The sequence below is a fragment of the Campylobacter sp. US50a genome (genome assembly GCF_004379015.1).
Classification (GTDB): Bacteria; Campylobacterota; Campylobacteria; order Campylobacterales; family Campylobacteraceae; genus Campylobacter_D; species Campylobacter_D jejuni.
This window is the reverse complement of record NZ_RYYJ01000043.1, coordinates 1-1230: the sequence shown is the minus strand read 5'-3', so window position 1 is coordinate 1230 and position 1230 is coordinate 1. Positions and strand designations below refer to the sequence as shown.

Below are 1230 nucleotides of genomic sequence, written 5' to 3'. Positions count from 1 at the left end.
AAAAAGTGTGATAAGTTTAATATTTGTGAAGCTAGATATGAGGCTATCCTAAATAAAAGTGAATTTAATGATATGCATATCTGCGAAGAAGTTTTAATGAAGCTTAAAATCAAAAATAATAATAAAGCCATTGCGTATTATGATGACGAAGAAAAATGTAGCTTGAACTTGGAGCTTAATAAAAATGGGATTTTAATCACAGAGCAAAAGCCCAAAAATTGCTATATGGGTTGTGGAGAGGGAACAGAAATTAGTGTAAATCGCTTATATCATAAGGAATAATCAATGCTTTATGATACCGAAGTGCTAAATGAAAATGATTATAAAAAAGAATGTGCAAGACTTCTTATTGCCTTTGAAAATCTAAATTATAAACAAGAAAATGCTATACATATTGCGAGAAATATAACCATTGGTTATGGACTTGATTTGCTAAAATGCAATGGACAACCAAAAGATTTTTTACTAGATTATTTACCAAATGATTCTAAAAAACTTAAAATAGGAGATGAAGAATTAACTTTTTATGAAATTATAGAGAAATATAGAGCCAATAAGGCAGGTTTTACAGACCCAAAGATAGTAAAAGGTTATTTACAAAATAGAGTGTTTAGTTTTTCACTTACACAAGAACAAGCTCAAAAAGTTTTAGAAAATATGATTCCAATATATGAAAAGAGACTTTCCAATATAACAACAAATTATTTGCCTTATAGTAAAGAAAGAGCTTCATTGCTATCTATGCGTTATCTAGGAAAAGGCATTGAAAACAATGGATTAATTAAAGCTATTAAGAATAATTCAAGATTTTTGTCTTGGTTTATTATAAGATACAAAACAAATGTTAATACCTATGTAGGATATATTGCTAGAAGTGCAGATGAAGCAGATATCTATCTATCTAATCCGAATATCAATAAAATAAGTCTTATATTTGATATATTTTCTTATTTGAATATTAAAAAAGAGCAAATAAAATACAGAACATACCAAGATAATGAAAGTATTGAAAATTTTACCACTCATGTTAAAGAAGATACATTATTAAATTTGGCAAAATGGTATGAGAATGATTTAGATTTTATAAGATTTAACTCACAGAATAAAGTTAGCAAAATAAGCAAAAGTAACATTTCTCAAATTGTTTCAAATTTTACCAAAAAGCCCATAAATGATATTGTTGCAACCCTTAAGCCTCATTTAGATTACCTAAACACCCTCACTCAAAAA

2 pseudogenes are annotated in these 1230 nt (G+C 27.2%); both read left to right on the top strand.

From position 1 onward, the window contains the following. Nucleotides 1-282 (top strand): annotated as a pseudogene (locus ELQ11_RS09980) (hypothetical protein); the annotation flags it as partial. 3 nt (nt 283-285) lie between these two features. Further along, nucleotides 286-1230, top strand: a pseudogene (locus ELQ11_RS09535) (hypothetical protein); the annotation flags it as partial.